The 19863-nt window shown below is 59.9% G+C and carries 15 protein-coding genes, 1 tRNA gene and 3 pseudogenes; 18 read left to right on the forward strand and 1 reads right to left on the reverse strand.

The annotated features are described in order from the left end of the window. The first annotated feature begins 1063 nt into the window (after positions 1–1063). From MUBE_RS13955 to xerD, 11 genes and pseudogenes are all read left to right on the forward strand, one after another. A pseudogene (locus tag MUBE_RS13955) lies at positions 1064–1890 on the forward strand (tetratricopeptide repeat protein). Further along, positions 1887–2966 carry an HAD-IIA family hydrolase gene (locus tag MUBE_RS13960; protein WP_116540992.1) on the forward strand — a complete coding sequence of 360 codons (1080 nt, stop codon included), beginning with the start codon at positions 1887–1889 and terminating at the stop codon, positions 2964–2966. The pseudogene MUBE_RS13955 and the gene MUBE_RS13960 overlap by 4 nt, the downstream one beginning before the upstream one ends. Before the next feature lie 12 nt (positions 2967–2978). Further along, entirely contained in the window at positions 2979–3164 is a 186-nt protein-coding gene (locus MUBE_RS13965) for a hypothetical protein (RefSeq protein ID WP_116540993.1), read from the forward strand. Positions 3165–3171: 7 nt separating this feature from the next. After that, entirely contained in the window at positions 3172–3981 is an 810-nt protein-coding gene (locus tag MUBE_RS13970) for a TlyA family RNA methyltransferase (RefSeq protein ID WP_116540994.1), read from the forward strand. Further along, on the forward strand, positions 3978–4913 hold the full coding sequence (locus MUBE_RS13975) for an NAD kinase (protein ID WP_116540995.1): 936 nt from the start codon (positions 3978–3980) through the stop codon (positions 4911–4913). Before MUBE_RS13970 ends, MUBE_RS13975 begins: the two co-directional genes overlap by 4 nt. Positions 4914–4936: 23 nt before the next feature. Further along, positions 4937–6721 carry a DNA repair protein RecN gene (gene recN / locus MUBE_RS13980; RefSeq protein ID WP_116540996.1) on the forward strand — a complete coding sequence of 595 codons (1785 nt, stop codon included), beginning with the start codon at positions 4937–4939 and terminating at the stop codon, positions 6719–6721. A 188-nt stretch (positions 6722–6909) separates the two neighbouring features. Then, a complete protein-coding gene (gene steA / locus MUBE_RS13985; protein ID WP_116540997.1) occupies positions 6910–8091 on the forward strand; it encodes a putative cytokinetic ring protein SteA in 1182 nt (393 codons plus the stop codon). A 21-nt stretch (positions 8092–8112) separates the two neighbouring features. Further along, positions 8113–9066 (forward strand): copper transporter, encoded by a 954-nt coding sequence (locus MUBE_RS13990; protein ID WP_116540998.1) that lies wholly within the window; start codon positions 8113–8115, stop codon positions 9064–9066. 185 nt (positions 9067–9251) lie between these two features. After that, positions 9252–11021 (forward strand): CTP synthase, encoded by a 1770-nt coding sequence (locus MUBE_RS13995; protein WP_116541006.1) that lies wholly within the window; start codon positions 9252–9254, stop codon positions 11019–11021. Further along, positions 11014–11644 (forward strand): annotated as a pseudogene (locus MUBE_RS14000) (NUDIX domain-containing protein). Before MUBE_RS13995 ends, MUBE_RS14000 begins: the two are co-directional and overlap by 8 nt. Then, positions 11641–12582 carry a site-specific tyrosine recombinase XerD gene (gene xerD, locus MUBE_RS14005; protein ID WP_116540999.1) on the forward strand — a complete coding sequence of 314 codons (942 nt, stop codon included), beginning with the start codon at positions 11641–11643 and terminating at the stop codon, positions 12580–12582. Before MUBE_RS14000 ends, xerD begins: the two are co-directional and overlap by 4 nt. 9 nt (positions 12583–12591) lie before the next feature. On the opposite strand, the gene MUBE_RS14010 is transcribed toward xerD, so the two are convergent. Next, complete coding sequence (locus MUBE_RS14010; RefSeq protein ID WP_116541000.1) at positions 12592–13344, reverse strand: O-methyltransferase; 753 nt, start codon at positions 13342–13344, stop codon at positions 12592–12594. 250 nt (positions 13345–13594) lie between these two features. On the opposite strand from MUBE_RS14010, the gene MUBE_RS14015 reads away from it, so the two are divergent. From MUBE_RS14015 to MUBE_RS14045, 7 genes and pseudogenes are all read left to right on the forward strand, one after another. After that, positions 13595–14458 carry a ParA family protein gene (locus MUBE_RS14015; protein WP_116541001.1) on the forward strand — a complete coding sequence of 288 codons (864 nt, stop codon included), beginning with the start codon at positions 13595–13597 and terminating at the stop codon, positions 14456–14458. Next, a pseudogene (locus MUBE_RS14020) lies at positions 14434–15324 on the forward strand (segregation/condensation protein A); the annotation flags it as partial. The gene MUBE_RS14015 and the pseudogene MUBE_RS14020, both read left to right, overlap by 25 nt. Continuing rightward, on the forward strand, positions 15322–16017 hold the full coding sequence (gene scpB, locus MUBE_RS14025) for an SMC-Scp complex subunit ScpB (RefSeq protein WP_116541007.1): 696 nt from the start codon (positions 15322–15324) through the stop codon (positions 16015–16017). The pseudogene MUBE_RS14020 and the gene scpB, both read left to right, overlap by 3 nt. Continuing rightward, positions 16017–16787 carry a pseudouridine synthase gene (locus MUBE_RS14030; protein WP_116541003.1) on the forward strand — a complete coding sequence of 257 codons (771 nt, stop codon included), beginning with the start codon at positions 16017–16019 and terminating at the stop codon, positions 16785–16787. The genes scpB and MUBE_RS14030 overlap by 1 nt, the downstream gene beginning before the upstream one ends. Continuing rightward, positions 16784–17455 (forward strand): (d)CMP kinase, encoded by a 672-nt coding sequence (gene cmk, locus MUBE_RS14035; protein WP_116541004.1) that lies wholly within the window; start codon positions 16784–16786, stop codon positions 17453–17455. The genes MUBE_RS14030 and cmk overlap by 4 nt, the downstream gene beginning before the upstream one ends. After that, a complete protein-coding gene (der, locus tag MUBE_RS14040; protein WP_116541005.1) occupies positions 17452–18837 on the forward strand; it encodes a ribosome biogenesis GTPase Der in 1386 nt (461 codons plus the stop codon). Before cmk ends, der begins: the two co-directional genes overlap by 4 nt. An 894-nt stretch (positions 18838–19731) precedes the next feature. Then, positions 19732–19805, forward strand: a tRNA-Pro gene (locus MUBE_RS14045). Positions 19806–19863 lie beyond the last annotated feature (58 nt).

Genomic DNA, 19863 nt, shown 5'->3' on the forward strand with positions numbered 1-19863 from the left:
TTCCGGTTTAGAGTGCGTCGATTTGTTGGGTGAGGTTGCCGCAGTGTGGTAGGGATAGGATTCAGTAGTAGGCGAGGTTGGGGAATTCGAGGACGTTTCGACATAGGGCTCCTAGGAAGCCGTTGATAGCTTTGGTGGGCCTGTTGGGGGTGCGGTTGATCATGAGTGGCCGCAAAATGCAGCGCACACACCACAGCGTAGTTAACCAGCCCGATCCGACGAGCCAGGAGATGTTGTGGATAAACACTTCCCGATCACAGTCACTAACTAGGCAGCAGTACCGCGAGATACCCACACCCGCAACGGATACCCGACAACGGGCACATCAGTCACCTTACGCACAACGCTATCGCGGTAAATCCCCTCTCCTCACCACCACAACCCAGACAACAACGCTGGCCACCATCGAGAAGGCCACAAAACAACACCATGACATCGCCATCAATAGTCGCGCCGGTAATCGTCCCCCAACTCCAACCTACGCACGATCGTATAGACAGCAGCAGGAAACGACATAAGATCAGCCACACAACTCCCCAGTAAATAGGTCCACATGGCGTAAGAACCCGCACCATCTGCCTACTGGACCCCGTCTTAGCTCAACAACACGACCCCATCACCCCAGTCGCCACACCAATCACCTAACACCCCAACTCCCGAACAAACCAAAAAACCGCCGAACCGTTTCCACTAGCTGCTGAAAAATCAGAAATAGTAGCGAAATCAATCGGTTACAAATGAATCTTTCGCGTAGGCACACCGGCGATGTCCACTTGTTTCGTGGCGGTGTTCACGGTGTTCACAGGTGTGACAGCGATGGCTGCCAGCTTAGCGATACCAAATACACGTGGACATGATGGGCGATGCACTCTTCACGGCTCTTACGAATGCAATTAATTCCAGCGAAATCAGGCTAAACACATTGGGACTGCTGATGCTCAGCGGCAAATCTGGCCCAATACATGTGCACAGTTGTGGTAAACTCCGTGAAATTGTGAGGCTCTCGTGCGTGCCTGTAACCTCTAGGGCAAAGTACCACCAGCGATTGAGGTGAACGACACGAGTGGTCGACGACAGGTATGGTCGCAGTGGTGCGCGACGACGGCGCTCGGAGTCTGGCGGCGAGCAGTGGGGCAGGTCACCCGGCGAGCGCCAGATTCTCTGGTCAGGCCCGAGCTGTACACGTCCAGCCCAACCGCAAAGCACCGCCCCCGGCGGGGAACGTGTATCCGAGGGCGCTTTCATGTTACCGCCTGGTATGGACGCTAGGCAACTGGCGCCCGAGATTCGTCGCGAACTGAGCATTTTGGTCCGCCGCTTGGTCGCTGTCGGTGAGCTGATCGACGACGACCCGGAAGCCGCGTTAAGCTACGCTCACGCGACCTGGGCCTGCGTCAGCAGGATCGTCGCGATTCGCGAGGCCGTGGGAATCGCCGCCTACCGGTGTGCCGATTGGGTCCATGCATTGACTGAATTGTGCGCTGCCCTCAAAATGGGCAGCCAATTTGCTTTGCTTGCGTTGATCGGCGATTGCGAACTTGGACTTGACTGTCCGCAGTGGGCGATCGAGTTAGCGTGGAATCCGAAGCTGCCCAGATCAGCGACGATGACACTGACGAGTTATGCATCGTCGTTGCCGGTGTGCGAGCTGACCTCGGGCAGCTCGAGTACGCGTTGACGGTGTTGTCGACATCGCAGCTGGATCTGGGCCGCGTCGGCATCACGGCTGCGCGGTTGTTTTACGCCTACGTCGACACGCTGCTAGCGCTCTGCCGCGGTGACGAAGCGATGCATTGGTTCCTGCGGTCCGCCATCGCGGATGTCGACGGCGTTACCGACGCCGAAGATCAGATTAGCGAGCTAGGATGGGGAACGAGCTTATGGGAATGAAAAGTATTGCGCAGGAACATGACTGCTTGCTTATAGATCTGGACGGCACCGTGTTTCATGGCAGTCAGCCCACTGACGGTGCGGTGCAGTCGTTGGATGAAGTGGCGAGCCCCACGTTGTTCGTCACCAACAATGCGTCCCGCAGTGCTGATGAGGTCGCGGCGCAGTTGCGCGAACTCGGCTTCACCGCCACCGGCAACGACGTGGTGACCAGTGCCCAGAGCGCGGCTCACCTGCTCGCCGAAGAATTATCGCCGGGTTCGCCGGTGTTGATTGTGGGCACCGAGTCGCTGGCAAACGAAATTGTCACCGTCGGACTGCGTGCCGTCCGACGGTGGGAGGACAAGCCCGTTGCCGTTGTCCAGGGACATTCGCCTACCACCGGTTGGTCCGATCTTGCTGAGGCTGCGTTAGCGATCCGGGCCGGCGCCCGATGGGTGGCGGCCAACATCGATCCTACTCTGCCTACCGAGCGAGGTCTGTTGCCCGGTAACGGCTCCATGGCGGCCGCCCTGAGAACGGCCACTGGTGTGGAGCCCCGGGTAGCGGGCAAACCAGCGCCCAGACTGCTGACAGACGCGGTGGCCCGAGGTAATTTCCGCGCGCCGTTGGTAATCGGCGATAGGTTGGACACCGACATAGAGGGTGCTAACGCCGCGGGGTTACCCAGCCTGATGGTGCTCACCGGGGTCAGCACCGCGCGGGACGTAGTGTATGCTGAGCCTGCTCATAGGCCCACCTACATAGGCCACGACTTGCGCTCGCTGCACCAGGTTCGAGAATTGCTTGCGGTGGGGCCGCAACCGGCCTGGCGCGTAAGCATTGGCGATAGGTCAGTAACAGTCAGCCGCAATGATGACGGCTGGGATGTCGACGGGCTCTCCATAGTTCGCGCTACCGCCAGCGCGGTATGGGATGCGCAATTGCAGGGACGGCCGTTGTGCATCGAGGCCGGCGACGCTTGGGCCCGCGAAGCGCTGCAACGCTGGTGCCTGGTACAATACGATTCGCCTACGACGTGTGGTGATCGTAAGCGCGGCGCAGCCGAGCGCAACGGATCATCACCGTCGAGCTAGCGTAGGAACGCAATGACTATCGACCCTGATCAGATTCGCGCCAAAATCGATGCTATGCTTACCCAGCTGCCTGACTCTGCCGGCTTGGAAGACTTAACAGGCGGCTCGTTTCTTGCTCATCTCGGAGAGATAGCGCTCCGTTTTTCTGAGGCGCATGACTTGCTGCTGCAGGCCTTAGAGTCGGTGGAGAAGGGCTGAGTGCATCGTGATCCGGCGTGCCCGCGTTGACGTTGAGCTGGTCCGGCGTGGTCTTGCGCGATCCCGTGAGCAAGCTGCGGAACTGGTCAGTGCTGGCAAGGTGAGCATTGACGGTCTGCCGGCGGTCAAGCCGGGCACTGCCGTCGCTGTTACCGCGACGCTGACCGTCGCTGACGACGGTGCACGCAGTTGGGTGTCGCGCGGAGCGCACAAACTCATGGGTGCGCTCGACACCTTCGGGATCTCGGTCGTAGGGCGCCGCTGCCTTGATGCTGGTGCGTCCACGGGCGGATTCACTGAAGTACTGCTGGATCGCGGGGCCACCGAGGTGATAGCCGTGGATGTGGGGTATGGCCAGCTGGCCTGGTCGGTGCGCTGCGATCCGCGCGTGATCGTCGTCGAACGGACTAACGCTCGTGACCTGTCACCCAAGCTGATCGGTGGGCCGGTTGATTTGGTGGTGGCTGACCTGTCATTCATCTCCTTAACTATCGTGTTGCCGGCGCTGGCTGGATGCGCATTACCGAGCGCGGATATCGTTTCCATGGTGAAGCCGCAGTTTGAGGTGGGCAAGGGCCAGGTTGGTCCCGGTGGGGTGGTTCGCGACCTGCGGTTACGGGCAGATTCGGTGTTGGCCATCGCGCGCTACGCGACAGATCTCGGATGGCGCACTATAGATGTGACTGCCAGCCTGTTACCGGGTCTGTCGGGCAATGTCGAATACTTCCTGCGGTTGCGCACTCAGACTGATCGGGGGCTCACGGCTGATGGACTGGAGGCAGCCGTGCACCGGGCTATCGCGAAAGGTCCGCAGTGACTCCTCAAAAAAGGGTGCAACGGACCGTGCTGTTGATTGTGCACACCGGACGTGACGAAGCGACCAAGACGGCTCGGTGTGTAGAGAAAGTTTTGGGCGACAATGGAATTGCCCTTCGAGTGCTATCCGCTGAGGCGGTCGATAGGGGATCGCTGCATCTTGCTCCCGACGATATGCGGGCAGTGGGTGTCGACATCGAGGTGGTCGACGCTGACCCGCACGCTGCCCAGGGATGCGAACTGGTGCTGGTTCTCGGCGGTGATGGCACCTTTTTGCGGGCGGCTGAGCTAGCTCGCACCGCCAGTATCCCGGCGTTGGGTGTCAACCTGGGCCGGATCGGCTTTCTGGCGGAGGCCGAAGCGGAGGCGATCGACGTTGTGCTGGAGCACGTCATCGCACGGGATTACCGAGTGGAGGAGCGCTTGACGCTCGACATCGTGGTGAGCCAAGGCGGGCGCATCATCGATCAGGGGTGGGCGCTCAACGAAGCCAGTCTGGAAAAGGGACCGCGGCTGGGCGTGCTCGGGGTGGTCGTCGAAATCGAAGGGCGTCCGGTGTCGACGTTCGGCTGCGACGGGGTGTTGGTATCAACGCCCACGGGATCCACCGCCTATGCGTTCTCCGCGGGCGGTCCGGTGCTGTGGCCGGACCTCGAAGCGATCCTGGTGGTACCCAACAATGCTCACGCGCTGTTCAGTCGGCCAATGGTCACCAGCCCCGACGCCACTGTGGCAATCGAGATAGAGGCGAGTGGCAACGACGCGCTGGTGTTCTGCGACGGACGCCGTGAAATGCTGATACCGGCCGGCGGACGGCTCGAGGTGACTCGTTGTGCCACACCAGTGAAGTGGGCACGTCTGGATAGCGCGCCGTTCACCGATCGCTTGGTGCGGAAATTCCGGTTGCCAGTGACCGGTTGGCGCGGGAAGTGATGACACTGCCTGGTGCGCACTGAATGCTGACGGAAATACGAATCGAGTCGTTGGGCACTATGAGCGTTGCGACCGCTGAGTTTGGTCGAGGCCTGACTGTGCTGACCGGCGAGACCGGTGCCGGCAAGACCATGATGGTGACGGGGCTGCACCTGCTCGGTGGGGCTCGTGCCGATGCAAGCCGCGTCCGATCAGGAGCTGACCGTGCGGTTGTCGAAGGTCGGTTCACGACGACCGATCTCGACGACACGGTGATTACGCGGCTTGACAGGCTGCTTGACGCGTCCGGAGCAGAGCGCGACGAGGATGGCAGCGTGATTGCGTTGCGCTCAGTCAGCCGCGACGGACCTTCTCGCTCCTATCTCGGTGGTCGCAGCGTGCCGGCCAAGTCGTTGAGCGGTTTCACCACCGAACTGCTTGCCTTGCATGGGCAGAACGATCAGCTGCGGTTGATGCGGTCCGAGGAGCAACGCGCCGCACTAGACCGTTATGCGGCCGCTGGGCCTACCTGCGAGCGCTACCGCCAACTCCGCGATGCCTGGTTGTCGGCGCGGCGTGACTTGATCGACCGTCGTAACCGGGCACGGGAACTTGCCCAAGAGGCGGATCGGCTGAAATGCGCGTTGAGCGAGATCGATAGCATTGCCCCGCAGTCGGGCGAGGACAACGAGTTGGTCGCCGACATCGTTCGGCTCTCCGAACTGGACACGCTGCGCGAAGCCGCGGTTAATGCGCGCACAGCGCTGTCCGGGGCGCTTGACGATGCGGACGTATTAGGCGCGAATGCTGTCGAACGTCTGGGACAGGCGAAAGCTGTGTTGGAATCGACCGCTGACGCAACACTGCGAATGTTCGCTGACCAAATTGGTGAGGCTCTCACGGTGGTTGTTGACGCGGGTCGTGAGTTAGGTGACTATTTGGAGGAGCTGCCCCTTGATGCTAGTGCGCTAGAGTCCAAGCTTGTACGTCAAGCCCAACTGCGCACACTGACTCGCAAATACGCTGCGGATATCAATGGCGTGTTGCAGTGGGCAAGCGAATCACGCGAACGCCTGTTGCAACTTGACGTCTCTTCCGACGGGTTGACAAGTGTTCAATCTCGTGTCGATGAATTGGCACGCCAATTATCGCAAGCCGCAGTTGATCTTAGCAAGGTTCGACGCAAGGCGGCCAATCGACTCGCCAAAGAGGTGACCGCGGAGTTGTCTGCCTTGGCAATGGCCGACGCGGAATTCACCGTTAGCGTGACTCCTGATCTTATACCGCCTGCTGATCACAATGATTCTGCCGTTGTCATGGATTCTTCTGCCGCCGTCACACTGCCTTCGGGCGAAGTGGCCCGAATTAGCGCCGATGGGGTCGACCAAATCGAGTTTGGGTTTGCTGCGCACCGCGGTATGACGGTGCTGCCACTGGCGAAGAGCGCTTCTGGAGGCGAGTTATCTCGGGTGATGCTTGCTCTAGAGATAGTGTTAGCTGCTTCGGCGGTGGGCACCACGATGGTGTTTGATGAGGTCGACGCCGGCGTAGGTGGCTGGGCCGCGGTGCAGATCGGACGTCGGCTGGCGCGGTTGGCCCGCACCCACCAGGTCATTGTGGTGACGCATTTGCCACAGGTCGCCGCCTACGCCGATGTGCATCTGGTGGTGCACAGTGCCGGGCCCGACGGCGCCAGCGGAGTGCGCCGCCTGGCCGACGACGACAGGGTAGCTGAGTTGGCGCGGATGCTGGCAGGGCTCGGTGAGTCCGATAGTGGTCGCGCGCACGCCCGTGAACTGCTCGAAACCGCGCAGAACGATGAGATCTAGTGCTGCTGCGCCGCGAGCGACCGGTCAAGTACAGCTGAATACGTACACCACAAAGTGTGTATATCTGCGGACGTTCTTGCGATCACATCGCTATCAGTCTGCGATGTCTGTGACTGCAGAAACTTCTGGGGCTAGTGTTACGGCGTGCCTCCCCGGCCCAGTCGCACTTGACCGACAGAATCACGGCTATGAGGATGTCAGCGTTGCTTTCCCGCAATACCTACCGGCCGGGACTAGTCGGCATCGCCCGAGTCGACCGGAATATTGACCGATTACTCCGTAGGGTTTGCCCGGGTGACATCGTGGTCCTCGATGTCCTCGATCTGGACCGGGTCACGGCTGATGCACTGGTGGAGGCTGACATCGCTGCTGTCGTTAACGCATCGCCGTCGGTCTCGGGGCGTTACCCGAACCTCGGTCCGGAGGTTTTGGTCAATAACGGGGTAACGCTGATTGATGAAACCGGACCCGAAGTCTTCAAAAAAATCAAGGACGGTGCTAAGATTCGCCTCCACGAAGGCGGTGTATACTCCGGCGACCGCCGCCTGATCCGCGGCACCGAGCGCACCGAGCATGACATTGCCGATCTCATGCGGGAGGCCAAAAGCGGGCTAGCCGCCCACCTGGAAGCTTTCGCCGGTAACACCATTGAATTTATCAAAAGCGAAAGTCCGTTGTTGATCGACGGGATCGGTATCCCCGACGTCGACGTCGATCTACGGCGTAGGCATGTGGTAGTCGTCGCTGACGAGCCTAGCGCAGCTGATGATCTGAAGTCTCTCAAGCCATTCATCAAGGAGTATCAGCCGGTGCTTGTTGGTGTCAGCGGCGGCGCGGATGTATTGCGCAAGGCCGGCTATCGTCCCCAACTTATTGTCGGCGACCCCGAACAGATCAGTACCGATACACTCAAGTGTGGTGCTCATGTGGTGTTGCCCGCTGACGCTGACGGCCATGCGCCTGGCCTGGAACGGATCCAGGATCTAGGGGTCGGGGCGATGACATTTCCAGCCGCAGGCTCGGCCACCGATTTGGCACTGCTGCTGGCCGATCATCATGGCGCAGCGTTGCTCGTCACGGCCGGCCACACCGCCAATATTGAGACATTCTTTGACCGCACGCGTACACAAAGCAACCCGTCAACCTTTCTGACCAGGCTTCGGGTTGGGGAGAAGCTGGTGGATGCCAAAGCTGTCGCCACCCTCTACCGCAATCACATTTCCGCTGGCGCCATTGCACTGTTGGCGCTGACCATGCTGATCGTGGTTATCGTCGCGCTGTGGGTATCACGCGCCGACGGTGTGGTGTTGCACTGGGTTATCGACTACTGGAACAGCTTTTCCCTCTGGATACAGCACCTGGTCGCCTGATTTTCCGAGGAACATGCACTCATGATCTCGTTGCGCCAACATGCGTTCTCGTTGGCTGCAGTCTTCCTGGCGCTAGCCGTGGGAGTTGTGCTGGGTTCCGGCTTTTTGTCGGACACCTTGCTGTCCAGCCTGCGTGACGAGAAACGGGACCTATACAAGCAGATCAGCGGGCTCAACGACCAGAAGAACGTGCTAAACGAGAAGCTTAGTGCAGCAAATAATTTCGATAATCAGCTGCTAGGCCGGATCGTGCACGACGCACTGGGGGGCAAGTCGGTGGTGGTCTTCCGTACCCCGGATGCAAGAGATGACGATGTCACGGCGGTATCGAAAATTGTGGCTCAGGCTGGAGGTACGGCTACCGGAACGGTGTCGCTGACGCAGGAATTTGTCGATGCCAACTCTGCAGAAAAACTACGCACCGTGGTTAACTCGTCCATCCTGCCCGTCGGTGCGCAGTTGAGCACCAAGTTCGTTGATCAAGGTTCTCAAGCCGGCGATCTGCTGGGGATCGCATTGCTGATCAACGCCAACCCGGCTGTCCCCGACGTCGGAGACGCTCAGCGCGGTATCGTCCTGGCGGCACTGCGCGACACCGGCTTCATCACCTATCAGACCTACCAGCCCAATGATCACCTGGGGGCGGCGAACGCCGCGCTGGTCATTACCGGCGGTTCACTACCCCAAGATGCCGGCAATCAAGGGGTTAGTGTGGCCCGGTTCGCCGTCGCGCTCGCTCCGCACGGCTCTGGCACCCTGCTTGCCGGCCGGGACGGTTCGGCGACGGGAGCCGCCGCCGTGGCGGTGGCTCGTGCCGATGCCGACATGGCCGCCGCAATCAGCACCGTCGATAACGTTGATGCCGAGTCTGGACGGATCACCGCGATCCTGGGCCTGCACGATCTGCTCAGCGTCGGTCATGCTGGACAGTACGGCACTGGCCATGGGGCTACTTCGATCACCGTGCCCCAGTAAGTTCGGAACCTAGTAGCGATCATATCGCAGTAGCTTCCGGTGTAAGGTGTGTTTGCCACGCCGCAGCGTGTTGGGTGTTAGGGTGAGTTTCCGTGGGTTGGCAGGCCCAGCTGGCAACGGCCAGAAGCATCTCGGCAAATGTCCTGGAAAAACATGCGCTGCCCGTATTCACGGAGGTCGCCTTATTGCGTAAGTACCCGCAATCTTCTACCAAGCACCTTTTTGTCAGTGGTGGTGTCGCTTCCTCGCTAGGTAAAGGACTCACAGCGAGCAGCCTCGGGCAATTGCTGACTGCCCGCGGGTTGCACGTGACAATGCAGAAACTTGACCCGTACCTCAATGTTGACCCGGGTACCATGAACCCGTTCCAGCACGGGGAGGTCTTCGTAACTGAGGATGGCGCCGAGACCGACCTCGACGTCGGCCACTACGAGCGGTTCCTGGATCGCGATCTGTCCGGCTCAGCGAATGTCACTACCGGGCAAGTGTATTCGACAGTGATCGCCAAAGAACGACGTGGCGAATACCTCGGTGACACTGTTCAGGTGATTCCGCACATCACCGACGAGATCAAGCAGCGTATCATGGCGATGGCTCAGCCCGACGCCGGCGGCAATCGCCCAGATGTCGTCATCACCGAAATCGGCGGCACCGTGGGTGATATCGAGTCGCAGCCCTTTTTAGAGGCGGCGCGGCAGGTCCGCCACGATCTTGGTCGGGAGAACGTCTTCTTTCTACACGTGTCGTTGGTGCCTTATCTGGCCCCTTCGGGCGAACTCAAAACCAAGCCCACTCAGCACTCGGTGGCTGCACTGCGCAGCATAGGTATTACCCCGGATGCGCTAATCTTGCGTTGCGACCGAGATGTTCCCGAAGCGCTGAAGAGCAAGATCGGGCTGATGTGCGATGTTGATATCGATGGAGTCATCTCCACCCCGGACGCACCGTCGATCTATGACATACCCAAGGTGTTACACCGCGAGAAACTCGACGCTTTTGTGGTGCGCCGGCTCAGCTTGCCGTCCCGTGACGTGGACTGGACCGAATGGGACGACTTGCTGCGCCGTGTTCACGAGCCGCACGAGACTGTGCAAATTGCCCTGGTAGGCAAGTATGTGGACCTTTCTGACGCCTATTTGTCGGTCACCGAAGCGCTGCGCGCTGGCGGGTTCAAACACCACGCCAAGGTTGAAATAGTGTGGGTGGCTTCCGACGACTGCGAGACGGCCACTGGCGCCGCAGCGGCGCTGGCTGGCGTGCATGGTGTGCTGATCCCCGGTGGGTTCGGTATCCGTGGAATCGAAGGCAAAATCGGCGCCATCCGATACGCCCGAGCGCGGGGGCTTCCGGTGCTTGGTCTGTGCCTGGGCCTGCAATGCATCGTGATCGAGGCCGTCCGCTCGGTCGGTCTTGCGCAAGCGAATTCCGCCGAGTTTGAACCGACCACACCAGATCCGGTGATCTCAACGATGGCTGATCAAGAAGAGATCTTGGCCGGCGAAGCAAATCTCGGTGGCACGATGCGGCTGGGGGCTTATCCCGCAGTTTTGCAGCCGGATTCGATTGTGGCTTTAGCATATGGCACAACACAGGTGTCCGAGCGACATCGGCACCGCTATGAGGTCAATAACGCCTACCGCGATCGGATTGCTGAAAGTGGGCTGCGGATTTCCGGAACTTCACCCGACGGCCATTTGGTGGAGTTCGTTGAATACCCTGCTGACCTGCATCCTTTCGTTGTCGGCACCCAGGCTCACCCTGAACTGAAGAGCCGGCCCACCCGGCCGCACTTGTTGTTCACCGCTTTCGTCGGGGCTGCCATCGGCTACAAGTCGGCGGAGTTGCTCCCTGTGGAGATCCCTGCGATCCCGGAAGTCCCTGAGGATTTGCCCAACGGTAACCAGCGTCGAGATGGCGTTGAGCGGTCGCTTCCTGACCCTGCAGCCCGTGGCTGAGCACGTTTCCGAGACGACCTCGTCTGAAACAAACGGTGCATCGCGGCAATGTTTTCGCACTGCGGCGCGATCAAGTACGGATGCCCGGTGGTCGCACCGCGATGCGTGAGCTCGTTGAGGACTACGGTGTGGTCACCATCGTGGCGATGGAGGACGACAACAATATCCAGGTAACCTGTCAATACCACTATACATATGGTCGGCGACTGTGGGAGCTGTCGGCGGGGTTGCTCGACATCGCAGGCGAGCTGCCACACTTCAGTGCCGTCCGCGAACTTCAGGAAGAGGTTGACCTGCAGGCCACTACCTGGCAGGTGCGAGTCGATCTCAACACTGCGCCGGGCTTTAGCGACGAATCAGTGCGGATCTATCTGGCTGCCAGATTAAGTGAGGTGGCTCGACCTGAAGTGTATGATGAAGAGGTCGATATGGCTATGCGCTGGCATCCCGTCGATGAGGAAGCCCGGCGGGTGTTTAGTGGCGAAGTCGTAAACTCCATTGCTATTGTCGGGGTTTTAGTCGCCCATGCGGTGACCACCGAGTTCGTGCAGCAACCGTGCCCGCTGGACAGCCAGGGGATTGACAGGCCAATGGTGTTCGCGGTCCGGAAAGCCGCCCAGTGACGGCATTCGCGCTTGAGACGCAGCTACAGGGCTACCTGGACCACCTGGCCATCGAGCGCGGTGTCGCGGCCAATACGCTGAGTTCCTATCGTCGCGACCTGCGACGTTACTTCAAGCACCTGTCGGATCGTGGAATTCACGACTTGGCCAAAGTCGGTGAGGAAGACGTTAGCGAGTTCCTGGTGTCACTGCGCCGCGGGGATCCCGATTCCGGTGCGACGGCGTTGTCCGTTGTGTCGGCAGCGCGGGCGCTGATCGCAGTGCGCGGTTTGCATCGGTTTGCCGCCGCCGAAGGGCTGGCTGAACTGGATGTTGCGCGAGCCATCCGACCGCCCACGCCGGGCCGTCGACTGCCCAAGAGTTTAACGATTGACGAGGTGCTGGCTTTGCTGGAGGGCGCGGGTGGCGACAGCCAGGCCGACGGACCACTGACACTGCGCAATCGTGCGCTGCTGGAGTTGTTGTATTCTACCGGGTCCAGGATTTCTGAAGCTGTCGGGCTCGATGTCGACGACGTCGACACCCAGGCCAGGATGGTGTTGTTGCAAGGTAAGGGCGGTAAACAGCGGTTAGTACCGGTGGGGCGTCCCGCCGTGCAAGCGCTGGACGTCTATCTAGTGCGGGGACGCTCCGAGCTGGCGTGCCGCGGGCGTGGAACGCCAGCCATTTTCCTCAATGCACGCGGGGGCCGGTTGTCGCGTCAGGGTGCGTGGCAACTTCTGCAGGATGCCGCCGAACGTGCCGGCATCACCTCCAGTGTGTCGCCGCACATGCTGCGGCATTCCTTTGCTACTCACCTCCTCGAAGGTGGTGCCGACGTCCGGGTCGTGCAGGAGTTACTGGGTCATGCCTCAGTTACGACAACGCAGATCTACACGCTAGTTACTGCCCACGCGTTACGCGAGGTGTGGGCCGAAGCGCATCCTAGGGCCAAATAGCTCTGCGTTTCAGCCTAGGTATTCCGATTCCAGCATCAGATCGGGCACCAGCATTTGATACTCGAGGTGCGTCTTGTGCTCGATGGTATTCCACAGCGCGCCTTGCTGCTTGCGCATGTATTTGCGGTACTTCGGTGCGCCAGGCACCATGACGTTGTCGGCAACCACAATCGAGCCTTGATGTAGCCAGCCGTGGTCGACAATGCTGTGTAGATCCGTCAGGTAGGCCTTCTTGTCGTGGTCGAGGAACACGAAATCGAGAGTGCCAGTGGTGAATCCATGCTTCGACGCCAGCGTGTTCAAGGTGTATTCTCCATCGCTGATGGTGCCGACCACGCACGTCACCTGGTCGGCCACGCCGGCATGTGCCCATATCTGTCGGGCGTTGACGGCGTTGGCTTCGGCCAATTCAACGGAGTATACTTTGGCGTTAGGAGCGGCGCGAGCGATCCGCAGGGCGCCGTAACCGCAGTAGGTGCCTAATTCCAGCGCCAATGCTGGATTGGCGCGCCGCACGGCAGCGTCGAGCAGTAGCCCTTTCTCGTCGCCGACGTTGATCAGCATTGACTTTTCATAGGCGAACCGGTCAATAGTGGCGAGTACGTCGTCGATGTCGCCCGCGCGGGCGTTGCGCAGCACGAAGTCGACGGCTGCTGCCTCGCGCCCGTCACCGATCTGGCCCGTCGTGGTGATGTTGCGAATTCCGGCAGCCATGCGCAAGACCGACCATCGCAACGGAGCAAGACGTCCCTTGAGGTTCATCGACTCTACACCTTACCCTTGATGAAGGGCGATGATTTAGAGTGATGTTTGGCGCTAGTAGGTGGCACCGTGCACAGCGCCCTGTGCAGTCTTTGCTTGGTCTTGCGGGGGCCTTTCGTGGTCGGCCAGGCCCGGCCATTATTGCGATCACCGGCCGACACCACTGAGGTCCCCCAGCTCGGGTGCGTACAGACGTTAGACTTTTTGCGATGCCCACCGTGATGTCTGTCCCGAAGAGTCGTTACCGGCAATGACCACCCACCCCGACAGCGTTGTAGAGATCGGCCTGACCGGACGGCCGCTGCGGGCCATTGCGGAGCCCAGATCGCGTAATTCGCACGGTCCGGCCACGGTCGTAGCGATGTGCAACCAAAAAGGTGGCGTCGGGAAAACCACATCGACGATCAACCTGGGTGCCGCTCTCACCGAATTTGGCCGGCGGGTGCTACTGGTGGACATAGATCCGCAGGGCGCACTGTCGGCGGGCCTTGGCGTACCGCATTACGAACTAGACTGGACAATCCACAACCTGCTGGTGGAGCCACGCGTATCGATTGACGACGTGCTGATCCATACTCGTATCAGACACTTGGATTTGATACCTAGCAATATCGACCTGTCGGCCGCCGAGATCCAGCTGGTCAACGAGGTAGGGCGGGAGCAGACCTTGGCGCGGGCGTTGCATCCGGTGCTGGACCGTTACGATTATGTGCTGATCGATTGCCAACCTTCGCTGGGCCTGCTCACCGTTAACGGGCTGGCCTGCGCGGAGGGCGTAATTATCCCGACGGAGTGCGAATTCTTCTCGCTGCGCGGGCTGGCGCTGCTTACCGACACCGTCGACAAGGTGCGTGATCGGCTCAACCCGAAGCTGGAAATCAGCGGCATCTTGATCACTCGATATGACCCGCGCACTGTCAATGCACGCGAGGTCATGGCACGCGTCGTGGAGCGGTTTGGCGACCTGGTCTTTGACACTGTGATCACCCGTACAGTGCGTTTTCCCGAGACCAGTGTCGCAGGTGAGCCTATCACCACGTGGGCGCCGAAATCGGGCGGCGCCATGGCCTACCGTGCGTTGGCCCGCGAGTGCATCGACCGGTTCGGCACGTGAATGGCGGCGTAGGGGGTGAGGTTCCATACCAGAACGGTTTCCAGGTTCGGCTCACCAACTTCGAGGGGCCGTTTGATCTGCTGTTGCAGCTTATCTTCGCCCATCGCCTTGATGTCACTGAGGTCGCGCTGCACCAGATAACCGACGACTTCATTGCATATACTCGACAGATCGGTTCCCAGCTGTGTCTCGAGGAGACCACAGCATTTCTGGTGATTGCCGCGACCCTGCTCGATCTCAAAGCGGCCCGGTTAATGCCGGCCGGGCAGGTCGAAGACGAGGAGGACCTGGCGTTGCTGGAAGTTCGCGACCTGCTGTTCGCCCGACTTTTGCAGTACCGCGCGTTCAAGCATGTTGCGCAGATTTTTGCCGAGCTAGAGGCCACCGCGCCGCGTAGTTATCCGTGCGTGGTTTCACTAGAAGAGCGATTCAGGAACCTGCTTCCTGAGGTTATGATCGGCATCGACGCAGAACGTTTAGCTGAGATCGCCGCGGTTGCGTTCACCCCGCGGGTGGTGCCGATTGTGGCCACCGGGCACTTGCACGAGCTGAAAGTCTCGGTTCCCGAGCAGGCCAAACGATTGCTGGCATTGCTCGAAGCGCGGGGCAGCGGCCAATGGGCCTCATTTGCTGAATTGATCGTAGGCTGCCAGGAGCCGATCGAGATGGTCGGGCGCTTCCTAGCACTGCTCGAACTTTATCGGGTCCGGGCGGTAGCATTCGAGCAGTCCGAGCCACTTGGCGTGCTTCAGGTTTCGTGGACCGGGGAACGGCTGACCAGCGAAGCCTTGGTATGAATTGCGGGAAGAATCATGATCCGCACCGGCGATGATGAAGAGCGCAGCGATGAGGAGGAGCGGCGCTTGACCCAAGAAGTGCTCGGTCTCGACCTGAATTCTGGCATACTTGACATCGCTGAGGCGCCGGGGCTAGACGCCGACGAGCTCGGCTGTGTGTTGGAGGCGCTGTTGTTGGTGGTGGACACCCCGGTGACTGCTGAGGCACTGGCTACGGTCATCGGGGAACCGGTCTGCCGGATCGCGGCGAAGCTGCGGTTGATGGCCGACGAACTCGCCGAACGCGACAGCGGCATCGATCTGCGGCACTCGGCTGAAGGCTGGAGGTTGTACACCCGTGCCCGATTTGCACCCTACATCGAGAGACTGCTGCTGGACGGCGCGCGAACCAAGCTGACCCGCGCTGCACTCGAAACGCTGGCCGTGGTGGCCTACCGTCAACCTGTGACCCGGGCGCGGGTGAGCGCGGTTCGCGGTGTCAATGTGGACGCCGTCATGCGCACCTTGTTGGTGCGCGGCCTGATCACCGAGGTTGGTCCCGATCCCGATTCCGGTGCGGTGATGTTCGCGACCACCGAGCTGTTTTTGGAGCGCTTGGGGTTGACCTCGCTCACCGAGCTTCCCGACATTGCACCGCTGCTTCCCGACGTCGACGCCATCGAAGATCTGAGCGAATCCCTGTGCAAAGAGCCACGTTTCATCAAACTCACAGGCGGCCAAGTTCCTGAACAACCACTGTCGTTCGACATAGATCAGGATTGATGGCAGCGATCCATGATTCTGGGAAGGACAGGAGGACTGGGGCGGTCCGCCTGCAAAAGGTGTTGTCTCAGGCCGGAATTGCATCGCGCCGGACTGCGGAGAAGCTAATAATCGACGGCCGCGTCGAAGTAGATGGTCAGTTGGTAACGGAGTTGGGTACCCGAGTCGATCCAGCTGTCTCGGTGGTTCGGGTCGATGGGGCTAGGGTGGTAGTCGACAATTCGCTGGTGTACCTGGCGCTGAACAAGCCGCGCGGCATGCACTCGACTATGTCGGATGACTTTGGCCGGCCGTGTGTCGGCGACTTGATCGAGCGTCGGGTGCGGGGCAACAGGAAACTGTTTCATGTGGGGCGGCTAGACGCTGAGACTGAAGGGTTGATCTTGCTGGCCAACGACGGTGAGCTGGCACATCGGTTGATGCATCCGTCCTATGAAGTGCCCAAGACGTATTTGGCGACGGTGAAAGGGTCAGTTCCACGTAGGTTAGGCGAGAAGCTTCGCGCAGGGCTTGAGTTGGACGACGGCCTAGCGTATGTCGACGATTTCGCGGTAGTGGATGTGATCCCTGGTAAGACGTTGGTGCGGTTGACGTTGCACGAAGGACGTAAGCGCATGGTACGCCAGCTACTGGCAGCCGCGGGCTTTCCCGTCGAGGCGCTGGTCCGCACCAATATTGGTGCGGTGTCGTTGGGAAATCAGCGTCCTGGCAGCCTCCGGGTTTTGCGCCGCGACGAGATCGGACAACTGTATAAAGCGGTGGGCCTGTGACTGATATCGTTGTCGCCATAGATGGCCCGGCAGGGACCGGAAAGTCCTCTTTGTCAAGGCGATTGGCGCGTGAGCTGGGGGCGCGCTGCCTGGATACCGGGGCAATGTACCGGATGGTGACATTGGCAGTGCTGCGTGCCGGAATTGATCCAACAGATGCTGCAGCGGTCGAGGAGTGTGTTTGGAAAGTGCAGATCCACTCCGATCATGATCGCTGTTTCCTTGCTGGAGAAGATGTTTCAGTTGATATCCGTGCTAGGGAAGTCACCCAGGCGGTTTCGGCTGTGTCGTCGGTTCCTGCTGTGCGTGCTCGGCTTGTAGGTTTACAGCAACAAATTGCCGAAGAGCGAGGTAGTGTCGTTGTAGAGGGTCGAGACATTGGAACCGTCGTATTACCTGACGCGCCAGTGAAGATCTTCCTGACGGCATCGGCCGAAATCCGCGCACGGCGTCGCAACAACCAGAATGTCGCGTCAGGTTTGGCTGACGATTATGACGGTGTGTTGGCCGACGTGCGTCGCCGCGACCATCTCGATTCCACCCGAGCGGTATCGCCGTTGCATGTGGCTGAAGACGCGGTGATCGTCGACACCAGCGAGATGACTGAAGCCGAGGTGACCTTTCACCTGATGGACTTGGTGAAACAGCGAAGTGAGGCGTTACGGTGAGCCGGGATGGCACCTGGAGTGACGAAAGCGATTGGAGACTTGACGGTTCGGACGTAGCCGAGTTAAGGCCGGTGGTAGCAGTAGTGGGCCGGCCCAATGTTGGTAAGTCGACGTTGGTCAACCGAATCTTAGGTCGCCGCGTTGCCGTGGTGCAGGACGTTCCTGGCGTGACTCGCGACCGAGTCTCCTATGAAGCGCGGTGGACCGGACGTCAGTTTGTCATACAGGACACCGGAGGATGGGAACCTAACGCCAAAGGCCTGCGACAGCTGGTGGCAGAGCAGGCGTCGGTAGCCATGCGCACCGCCGACGCGGTTATCCTTGTGGTCGATGTCGGCGTCGGGGCCACCGACGCCGACGAAGCTGCAGCCCGGATCTTGCTTCGCTCGGGTAAACTAGCTTTCCTAGCCGTCAACAAGGTGGACAGCGAAAAGGGCGAATCGGACGCATCAGCATTGTGGTCACTGGGTCTCGGTAAGCCGCACGCAATCAGTGCGATGCATGGTCGCGGTGTGGCCGACCTGCTCCACGAGGTCCTGACCGCACTGCCCGACGCGGCTGAATCGACGTCACTTGGCAGCGGTCCTCGGTGCGTGGCGCTGGTCGGCAAGCCCAATGTGGGTAAGAGTTCATTGCTGAACAAGCTGGCAGGCGACCAGCGTTCGGTAGTACACGAAGTTGCAGGGACGACGGTGGATCCCGTGGACTCGCTTATCGAAATGGGCGGCAAAGTCTGGCGGTTCGTCGATACCGCGGGCTTGCGTCGAAAGGTTGGTCAGGCAAGCGGGCACGAGTTTTACGCTTCGGTGCGCACTCATGGGACCATCAATTCAGCAGAAGTGGTGATCGTGCTGATCGATGCATCGGAGCTGCTGACGGAACAAGATCAGCGGGTGCTCTCTATGGTCATCGATGCCGGACGCGCACTGGTGCTTGCCTTCAATAAGTGGGATTTAGTCGATGAAGACCGACGCGATTGGCTGGAGCGCGAGATCGATCGTGAGCTGGTGCAGGTGTGCTGGGCGCAACGGGTTAACATCTCCGCCAAGACGGGCCGGTCGGTGCAGAAGCTGGTGCCGGCGATGGAAAGTTCGTTGGTGTCGTGGGACACCAGGGTTGCGACTAGCCCGTTGAATACCTGGATCAAGGAAGTGGTGTCCGCGACGCCACCCCCAGTACGCGGCGGCAAACAGCCACGCGTCCTATTCGCTACCCAGGTGACCGCTCGGCCGCCGACGTTCGTGCTGTTCACGACTGGTTTCTTGGAAGCCGGTTACCGACGCTTCCTGGAGCGTCGGCTGCGTGAAACGTTTGGTTTTGAAGGCAGTCCGATCCGAATCAACGTGCGAGTGCGTGAAAAACGGGGAACCAAGTGCCGCTAGCTGGTTACACCTCGACACCTGCTGCAGGACTACTGTGATGTCTCCACGGCGCGGCTTCAGGTCCGCGAAGCCAGCATACTCGGAATAGATTGTGAAAGCTATGACGGAGGCCTATCACGAAGGCGTGGAAGCGTAGATCCACGTGTCCGCAGGAATAGCCGCCACCGCTTATAATGTGCTTAATGTACTCACGATGATGCGCCAGTTTTCCCTGACGCGAGCTGGCAAATCATCACGGGACATGTGTCGCTGGTGTTGCATATGCTCCGTCTTGCCGACGCTTTGCTGAATCCACTGGGAGATCATCAATGAGCGTCAATGCCAAAAGAACATGACGTGCACTGCTGTGGTACCCAGGTGATTGCCCGCACAGCCTAAATTTTGTTGTTATAAGGTTTATCCCGGTGAGCTCAACCAGGTTGCGATCGGCGAGTGGCTGGGAATGGTGCGTTTCATGGTGAGTCGGATTCTCGACGTCCTGGACGACGAAGGTCTGGTGACCGTAGGTGCAGCTCGGAGTCGGTTTCGGCTTGGCCCAGAGATTGCGCGCATGGCCCGCACGGTGTGACTTAGCCTAACTTGTTCCGGTCTTATTGGCTTGGGTCGAAAAGGTGACCTCCTTGTTGGAGACCCCGTCGGGAGGTCTAGCTAAAAGAATTGCACCGCAGTCGGATTGGCTCCTAGCAATATTGGTACTCAACGTTGAGTGGGTTAGTTACGACGGTGAAGACGCGCAATGCTACCGGGTCGACTCAACTGTGACGGTCGGTGGCCAGCGGCGGGTCTGTGCGCGGCGTGGCGGTTCGTAGTTGCGAGTGGGCGGTAGTCAGGCTTGGGGGTCGGCTGGGGTAGGCTACTACCTTACCGTCGGTCAACCGGCGACACTTAGCACGGCGGGCTGTGGCGCAGTTTGGTAGCGCACTTGACTGGGGGTCAAGTGGTCGCAGGTTCAAATCCTGTCAGCCCGACAGAACACGGCTATCCGAACTCGTCTGTCTCTATGCATTTCCAAAAGAAATCGGTTGG

Origin of the sequence: Mycobacterium uberis, from assembly GCF_003408705.1 — a bacterium.
GTDB lineage: Bacteria > Actinomycetota > Actinomycetes > Mycobacteriales > Mycobacteriaceae > Mycobacterium > Mycobacterium uberis.

Coding starts and splice junctions, on each gene's coding strand:
- recN (WP_116540996.1), top strand. CDS start 4,937: ATGCTGACGGAAATACGAATCGAGTCGTTGGGCACTATGAGCGTTGCG.
- MUBE_RS13965 (WP_116540993.1), top strand. CDS start 2,979: ATGACTATCGACCCTGATCAGATTCGCGCCAAAATCGATGCTATGCTT.
- MUBE_RS13960 (WP_116540992.1), top strand. CDS start 1,887: ATGAAAAGTATTGCGCAGGAACATGACTGCTTGCTTATAGATCTGGAC.
- MUBE_RS14015 (WP_116541001.1), top strand. CDS start 13,595: ATGACCACCCACCCCGACAGCGTTGTAGAGATCGGCCTGACCGGACGG.
- MUBE_RS14010 (WP_116541000.1), bottom strand. CDS start 13,344: ATGAACCTCAAGGGACGTCTTGCTCCGTTGCGATGGTCGGTCTTGCGC.
- steA (WP_116540997.1), top strand. CDS start 6,910: ATGAGGATGTCAGCGTTGCTTTCCCGCAATACCTACCGGCCGGGACTA.
- MUBE_RS14030 (WP_116541003.1), top strand. CDS start 16,017: ATGGCAGCGATCCATGATTCTGGGAAGGACAGGAGGACTGGGGCGGTC.
- MUBE_RS13990 (WP_116540998.1), top strand. CDS start 8,113: ATGATCTCGTTGCGCCAACATGCGTTCTCGTTGGCTGCAGTCTTCCTG.